General features: G+C 59.6%; 6 protein-coding genes and 1 pseudogene. 5 read left to right on the top strand and 2 right to left on the bottom strand.

From position 1 onward, the window contains the following. Nucleotides 1-299: 299 nt before the first annotated feature. The gene (orn, locus tag A3730_RS26095; RefSeq protein ID WP_063539288.1) at nt 300-845 is read right to left on the bottom strand and encodes an oligoribonuclease; all 546 of its coding nucleotides are present in this window, start codon (nt 843-845) and stop codon (nt 300-302) included. Nucleotides 846-945: 100 nt separating this feature from the next. Here orn and rsgA point away from each other — a divergent pair, with 100 nt between their 5' ends. The 5 genes from rsgA to A3730_RS26070 all read left to right on the top strand — a co-directional run bounded on the left by rsgA (nt 946) and on the right by A3730_RS26070 (nt 6,638). After that, entirely contained in the window at nt 946-1,995 is a 1,050-nt protein-coding gene (rsgA, locus tag A3730_RS26090; RefSeq protein WP_063520777.1) for a small ribosomal subunit biogenesis GTPase RsgA, read from the top strand. A gap of 98 nt (nt 1,996-2,093) precedes the next feature. Then, nucleotides 2,094-2,909: a sulfurtransferase gene (locus A3730_RS26085; RefSeq protein ID WP_063539287.1), complete on the top strand. Its 816-nt coding sequence runs from the start codon at nt 2,094-2,096 to the stop codon at nt 2,907-2,909. 38 nt (nt 2,910-2,947) lie between these two features. Next, a complete protein-coding gene (asd, locus tag A3730_RS26080; protein ID WP_063520218.1) occupies nt 2,948-3,814 on the top strand; it encodes an archaetidylserine decarboxylase in 867 nt (288 codons plus the stop codon). Between the two features lie 165 nt (nt 3,815-3,979). After that, nucleotides 3,980-5,125 (top strand): alpha/beta fold hydrolase, encoded by a 1,146-nt coding sequence (locus A3730_RS26075; protein ID WP_063520217.1) that lies wholly within the window; start codon nt 3,980-3,982, stop codon nt 5,123-5,125. Between the two features lie 484 nt (nt 5,126-5,609). Beyond that, nucleotides 5,610-6,638 (top strand): glycosyltransferase family 9 protein, encoded by a 1,029-nt coding sequence (locus tag A3730_RS26070; protein ID WP_231880636.1) that lies wholly within the window; start codon nt 5,610-5,612, stop codon nt 6,636-6,638. A 174-nt stretch (nt 6,639-6,812) separates the two neighbouring features. Here the strand turns inward: A3730_RS26070 and A3730_RS32240 are convergent. Next, nucleotides 6,813-7,747 (bottom strand): annotated as a pseudogene (locus A3730_RS32240) (serine/threonine protein phosphatase); the annotation flags it as partial.

Below are 7,747 nucleotides of genomic sequence, written 5' to 3'. Positions count from 1 at the left end.
CGGAGCAAGCGTTGGGCAGGGGTCTATCAGGCTTATCTGGATCGAGGGCTGGCAACTACCCAAGCGTTAGTCATCCTGGCGCGCAAACTGGTTCGTATCGCCTTCGCGCTTATGAAAAATGGCACCGACTATCAGCCGGCCCCTGCCTCATGAAGACTGGGGTGGACAACATAGAATCTCCTACAGGCGCTCCAGATCCAGGGTCCCGTAGGGCGAAGACAGGCTCACGCCTATTCACCCTGCGTTTCTTTCCTGTTTTGCATGTCCGCGTGTTGCGTGAAGCGTGCCAGCGGCGCCGGTCAGGCGCTAATAAAATGCTCGCGGTAATACACCAGCTCGGCGATGGACTCGCGAATATCATCAAGCGCCAAATGCTTGTTCTCTTTACTGAAGCCCGGCAGGATTTCCGGCTTCCAACGCCGCGCCAGCTCTTTCAGGGTGGACACGTCCAGATTGCGGTAATGGAAGAAGGCTTCCAGTTTCGGCATGTAGTTGGCCAGGAAACGGCGGTCCTGGCAGATGCTGTTGCCGCACATGGGCGACATGCCCGCTTCCACGTACTGCTCCAGAAACGCGATGGTCTGGGACTCTGCGGCCGCGTCATTCACCATGCTGGCTTTCACCCGCGCCACCAGCCCGGAGTTGTTATGGTGGGTGGTATTCCATTCGTCCATGCCATCCAGTAGCGCATCGCTCTGATGCACCGCCAGCACCGGCCCTTCTGCCAGCACATTCAACTCGGCATCGGTGACAATGGTGGCGATCTCGATGATGCGATCGTTTTCCGGGCTCAGGCCGGTCATTTCCAGATCGATCCAGATCAGATTATTACGCTTGTCGGTCATGGGCTCGGCATCTCTTTGCTACGCGGAATGTGGCCTCCATGGTAGCATGCCCCCATTGTCATACTAGATCTCATACCCGAAGACAGGACCGCAATAACCCGTGGCCAAACGCAAACTCAATCGCCGCCAACGCTGGCGCATCGAAAAGATCCAGGCGGAAAAGCGCGACCGCGCCAACCGCCGCACCGACCAGCAGGAGATCCTGGTGGCCGACGATCTGGGCGATGAGCAACACGGATTTATCACTGCCCACTTCGGCCAGCAGGTGGAAGTGGAAAATGCGGACGGCCCGAATGGTGAAAACCGAAAGACACGGCGGTGTCACTTTCGCGCCACCCTGGAACAGCTGGTTGTTGGCGACAAGGTGATCTGGCAGCCGCCCAAAAGCGAAGGGCTGGGCGTGGTCGTCGCCATCGAGCCTCGCGACACGGTGCTCAAGCGCCCGGACCTGTACGGTAACCTGAAACCGGTGGCCGCCAACGTGGAGCAGATGCTGGTGGTGTTCGCGCCGCTTCCCACACCCTCAAGCGCCCTGCTGGACCGTTATCTGGTGGCCGCCGAGCTGTCCAATATCCCCGCCACCCTGGTGCTCAACAAGGCCGACCTGATCGACGAAACCCTGCGCCCCTTTGTGGATGAACTGTCCGACATGTATCGCCGCCTCGGTTATCCGGTACTGGAAGTGTGCGCTCACCAGAGCGAAGGACTGGCACCGTTACACGAGGCCCTGATTGGCAAGACCAGCGTGTTTGTGGGGCAGTCCGGGGTGGGCAAGTCCTCACTGGTCAATGGCGTACTGCCGGAAGCGGATCTGCAGGTGGGCGAGCTGTCCAGCAACTCCGGCCTGGGCCAGCACACCACCGTCACCGCCCGGCTGGTTCACCTGCCCACCGGTGGCCAATTGATTGATTCCCCCGGTATCCGTGAATTCGGCCTGTGGCACATCGGTGAAGACGACCTGTTGCACGGCTACCGGGAGCTGTCGGAGCTGGCCGGCCACTGCAAATTCCGCAACTGTTCACACCGCAACGAGCCGGGCTGCGCGCTGATCAACGCCGCCGAAAATGGCGATATCGACGAGGAACGGCTGAGTAACTTCTACCAGATTGCCGACACCCTGGACGAGGAAGGGCGGGAGAGGTATCAGTGAACCAGTTAATAATGAATAATGAATAGTTAATAATTGGACTTCGCTGCGCGAAGTTGTTTCGCTATTAATTATTCATTATTAACTATTCATTGCCTTTTATGCTGCCACTGCTGCTCGAACCCGCCGAACTCGCCGATCGCCTTGACGACGACAAACTGCTCATCATCGACCTGAGCAAGCCCCCGGTTTACGTCCAGGCCCATGTTCCCGGCGCCATTCACCTGGATTTCAGGCGTTTACAGACCGGCGCACAGCCAGCACCGGGCATGATCCCTTCCGATGACGCCCTCAGTGACCTTTTCTCCGAGCTGGGGCTGACACCGGACACCCATGTGGTCGCCTATGACGACGAAGGCGGCGGCTGGGCCGGGCGTCTGCTGTGGACCCTGGACGCCATCGGCCACAAGCGTTACAGCTACCTGAACGGGGGCATCCACGCCTGGCTGGCCGAAGGCCACCCCACCAGCAGCGAAGCCCACGATCCCACCCCCAGCGATTACGAAGTCGGCGCCCACGACCCTGTCACCGAAGTGGATCTGGATTATCTGCTGGCCCATTATCAGGATGACGATGTGGTGATCTGGGATTCCCGCTCCCTGGACGAATTCGACGGTGTGCGCGCCTTCGCCCAGAAGGCGGGGCACATCCCCGGGGCCCGTCACCACGAATGGACCGAACCCATGGACAAGCAGAACAACCTGCGCCTGCGTCCACTGGAAGACATCCGCGCAGAATTGGCCGCCCAGGGCATCACCGGCGACAAGGAAGTGATTGCCCACTGCCAGACCCATCACCGCTCCAGTTTTTCCTGGCTGGTAGGCAAGCTACTGGGCTTTGAACGCATGCGCGGCTACGCCGGCTCCTGGGCCGAGTGGGGGAATCACCCCGATACGCCCGCGCAGAAAACCGAATAACCCGGGCCAATGGCTCCCTGAAAGAGTAAGGATTCCCCTTGAATAACTGGCGCGACAAACTGTTCGTTACCCTGCAGTATCTGGTCCCTCAGCACGGCCTGTCCCGGCTGGTGGGCATGCTGGCCCGCAGCGAAGTGCCGTGGATCAAGACCACCTTCATCAATCTGTTCATGAAGCGGTTCGGCATTGACTTGTCCGAAGCCCAGATCGAAGACGCGGATCGATTTCCCACCTTCAATGCTTTTTTTACGCGCGCACTGAAACCCGATGCCCGACCACTGGAAGCCAGCGGCGATAACGAGATTGCCTGCCCGGCAGACGGTGCTGTCAGCCAGCTCGGCGCCATTCGCGCCAACCAGGTATTCCAGGCCAAGGGGCACGATTACTCCCTCTACGACCTGCTCGGTGGCGACAGTGCGCTGGCCAGTGAATTCACCAATGGCCAGTTCGCCACCATCTACCTCTCTCCCCGCGATTATCACCGTGTGCACATGCCTTTTACCGGCACCCTGCGCGAAACCCGTTACGTGCCTGGCGACCTGTTCTCGGTGAACGAAGCGACCGCCAACGGCGTGCCCAACCTGTTTGCCCGCAACGAACGGCTGGTGTGCATCTTTGATACCGAACAGGGCCCCATGGCAGTGATTCTGGTCGGCGCCATGATTGTCGCCGGCATCGAGACCGTATTCAGTGGGCAGGTCACCCCGCTGCCCAAACAGGTGGTCACCACCGACTACCTGCGCACCGCCCCCATCACCCTGGAGAAAGGTGAGGAACTGGGCCGCTTCCTGCTCGGCTCCACCGTGGTCATGCTGTTCCCTGAAGGGAAAGCCGGCTTTGAAGATAATCTGAAAGCCGGCAGCCAGGTACGGGTGCGCGGCAAACTGGGCGCTTATACCCACTGATATAAACGCCCCGCCCTGCACAGATCCCGCTCATCCGCAATGACCGGAACTGCGGCAAATCGGGGCGGGTATCCCCCCCGACATCAATGGCGGTCCGCACGGCAACTGCGCCCGCCCGCTTCTTCCCTACAATAACCGCCCGTTGATCCTTAGCCGGTGGAATTCATGCTAACTGACACACTACAGCAGGTGGTTTACAAGCGAACCCGCCCCTGGCGGCATCGCCTGGACAATGGCCGGGCGCGCCTTTTCGACGCCCAGCAACTCAGCCAGGCGGAACAGACGCCCTACGAGACCCTGTTCGACGACGGTCTGGTAAAACTGCGTTATTACCCGCCGCTGACCGAAAGCGCCATTCCCCTGTCGGACGGCACCGTAGTGCCGGTCAGCCAGACCACCCAGCGCACGCCATTGGTGCTGGTGGCACCGCTGGCAGTGAACATGCTGATCTATGATCTGTTCCCCCAGCGCAGTCTGGTGCGTTACCTGCGCGCCCGCGGGTTCGAGCTGTACATGGTCGACTGGGGCCGCCCCGGCCGCCATCACAACCACCTGAGCCTGAGCAGCTACTTTGCGGACTATCTGCCCAAACTGCTGGTGCAGGTCCGCCAGCACAGTGGTGAGCAGAAACTGAGCCTGCACGGCTGGAGCTTCGGCGGATTGTTCAGCCTCTGCTACGCCGCCCTGGGTAACGACCCGGACATCAACAACCTGGTATTGATCGGCGCGCCCACGGATTATCACCGCAACGGCGCGCTGGGCGGCCAGTACCGCGCCCTGAGCCGCCGGGCCAAGTGGATTCGCAAACGCACCGGCCTGCGTATCCATGATGTGCCTGCGGACCTGTTGCGTTCCCCGGGCTGGGTAAACAGCCTGGCCTTCAAGCTCACCAACCCCATTGGCAGCCTGCAGGGTTACTGGAGCCTGATGAAGAACCTGCATGACCGGGACTTCGTCGCCTCCCACGCCACCAACGGGGCTTTTCTGGACGACATGGTGGCCTACCCCGGCGGCGTGATTCAGGACATCATCCGCTACCTGTGGACGGACAACGTGGTCGCCCACGGCCAACTCCCCATGGAAGGGACTGACGGGCACCTGAACCAGGTCACCGCTAACGTGCTGAACATTACCGGTGCCAACGATCCCATCGTCACCCCGGAATGCAGCCAGGCCATGAAACCGCTGATTCGCAGCAAGGATAAAACCTTTGTCACCATTGATGGTGGGCATATGGGTATCCTGGGCAGCGCCGCCGCACAGAAACAGAGCTGGGGGCGCATTGCGGAATGGTTGATCGAGCGGGATTAAAAGCAGCAACAAGCTGCTAGTGACTAGCGACAACTCGGGTTAGGCGCGGTGCCTCACGGTGGCCGCTCTGCCCGCGGGATCCAGTTCAAAGTCCAAAGTTGAAAGTTGAAAAGGAAAACCGGGGCGACACCAGCCTCTCCGTTGGCTCTACTGTAGGAGCCCAACTTGAGGGGCGAACCGAGCGGAGCGAGTCGACAGGAATCCAGATCTACCCGCAATATTTCCTGAAACCTGTCGAGCCCAAGGAACTTTTCTGGCTTCCCCTATCTATTTTTCGCAACTCGCAACTCGCAACTCGCAACTCGCAACTCGCAACTCGCAACTCGCAACTCGCAACTCGCAACTCGCAACTCGCAACTCGCAACTCGCAACTCGCAACTCGTCATATAACCGTCACCCTTACCGCCTAGTCTGAAAACAGTTTTCGCTGATAACTGTGTTCGCCTTCATGCCTCGCCTGTTAATACTTTTTCCGTGCAGCCATATGGGCAACCTGCTGATTGCCCTGCCGCATTTACGCACCATGCTATCGGCGCATCCTGATGCCTTGTTGGTGACAGATGCGCGTTACCAGGCATTGGTGGCGCAAAGTTTGCCCGGCGAAAAACGGTTCCTTTTCTACCCGGAACAGGCACTCTCTTCGACCCGGCCTTTATGGCAGCGTATAACGCATTACCTGGGTTTTGTGCGCGCCATGCGACGCTTTCGTGCAGACATCTGTGTGGACATTGAAGGCGAACAGAAATCTGCCACGCTGAGCCGACTGTCCGGTGCAGCAACACGCATCGGCCCGCCGCGCCGCCATGGCCACTGGTTCTATAACAAATCGCTGGAACCGGACTGGCAAGGCCACCGCTGGCACAGCTACGCCAGCCTGAGCCAACCCGCAGCATCCGCGCCGGCACATTACCTGCCGCTAGCCGAATGCCCCGACAGCAACGTGCGCATCCGTGCCTTGCTGCCAATGCACGCCGATGAAACTCGCCTGATTCTGCATGTGGGTGCCACCAAGACCTACAAGATGTGGCATGCGGAACAATTCGCGTCGCTGTGTCAGCATGCACGCCGCGCCGGACTCACCCCCATATTAATCGGCGCCGGACACAAGGACCGAGTACAAATAGCCCGCGTACAATCCTTTCTTTGCAAACCGGTGCTGGATCTGTGTGATCAACTGAACCTGGCGGAGTTGATTGCACTGCTGCAACACAGCCGAGCCTATGTGGGTAACGACAGCGGCCCCATGCATTTGGCAGCGGCCTGCGGCATTCCTACCGTAGGCCTGTTCGGCCCCACCAATGATGACCTCTGGCACCCACTCTCACCCCACGCCCGCGTATTACGGTGGCAACCCTGCGCAGCAGAATGCGAGCGCAGCAGCTGTGCCCGGGACAGCTACCCCTGCCTGCAGCGTATTACCGTAGATCAGGTGATGGACACGCTGTCGTCATTGGGGGTGCCTGTCGGCATGCATTCCACCGCCCCCCGCCGCGCAGGCGAAAAGCTGGCGTAATCTTTTTTATTCAGCGGTTCCTTGGAAAGAAACGGTTCGAAATAGGCCTGCGGGTGCCGCCGTGAACGAGACACTCACCTGCCCCCCCAAAAAAACGCAGCCCGTTTCCGGACTGCGTGATTATGAAAAATGGATCTGCCTTTGTTGTTATGGGAATCCCATTTCTGCTTCCGGCTACAGGCCGTCCAGCAATCCAGCCAACAACCCGGTGATCGGCGACAACAAATCCAGCAGTGGCGCCAGCGGGTTCAGCAAACGCTCATCCAGTTGCTCTGTCACCTCACGGACCACCGTTAACAACACCGATGACAGTGCATCACCAGGCAAGGTGGTGTAATCCTCTGCACCGGGGATCTGGTTAAGCCACAACACATCATTCACCAGATTTTCCAGGGTGCCCTGCACCGTACCAAGCAGTTGCTCACCGGTGGCACTGGTATCCAGCATCACCAGCTGCTCCAGGGTATTGGCAAGGCCCAACGATACGGTTGAAAGCACAGACGTGAGCCCGGCGAACACCGGCACTTCCCCAGGCACCTGCTCCTCAACGCCATCAAGAATATTGTTCAAGTTGCGCGACAAAGACACCAGCGGTGCAGCAATAAAGGCAACATCATCCACGGTACTGCCGTCACCGCCCACGCCCACATCGCCGCTACCCGTACCGACGCCGGCGGCCAGAGCATCAAAGGCGCTGCCAAGCTGATCGAAAGGGGCCGGCAGGCCACTGGTATCGATGGCCTGCAACTGCTCGGAAGCCGCCAGCACCGCCTGCACCGATTGCGTCATTTCACTGCTGTCGCCTTCCAGGATCGCCGCGGTTGCCGCATCCATAGCATTGAACAGGATGTCGGTACCGGCAATGATCTGGTCGAACACCTGACGCTGCTCTTCCGGCAGGTTGGCACCTACTTCGGTAAAGCCGGACACCAATGTCTCGCGCAGTTCTTTCAACGGGCCGGTGAAGTCCGCATCGAAACCATCCGGCAGCGGCAACGGCAGGGCACCATCGCCCAGCGGCTGGCCGGAGAAATCATTGTTGCCGCTGAGCAGCACCATGGGCTGCTTCTCATAACAATGGGTGTAGGCCGGCGTCAGCTCACCGCCAC

It is taken from the genome of Alcanivorax sp. HI0044 (assembly GCF_001634945.1).
This window is presented reverse-complemented; position numbering and strand designations above follow the sequence as displayed.

Excerpts from the sequence above, each read along its gene's own strand:
- orn (WP_063539288.1), bottom strand. The coding sequence starts at position 845 with ATGACCGACAAGCGTAATAATCTGATCTGGATCGATCTGGAAATGACC.
- A3730_RS26085 (WP_063539287.1), top strand. The coding sequence starts at position 2,094 with ATGCTGCCACTGCTGCTCGAACCCGCCGAACTCGCCGATCGCCTTGAC.
- A3730_RS26075 (WP_063520217.1), top strand. The coding sequence starts at position 3,980 with ATGCTAACTGACACACTACAGCAGGTGGTTTACAAGCGAACCCGCCCC.
- A3730_RS26070 (WP_231880636.1), top strand. The coding sequence starts at position 5,610 with ATGGGCAACCTGCTGATTGCCCTGCCGCATTTACGCACCATGCTATCG.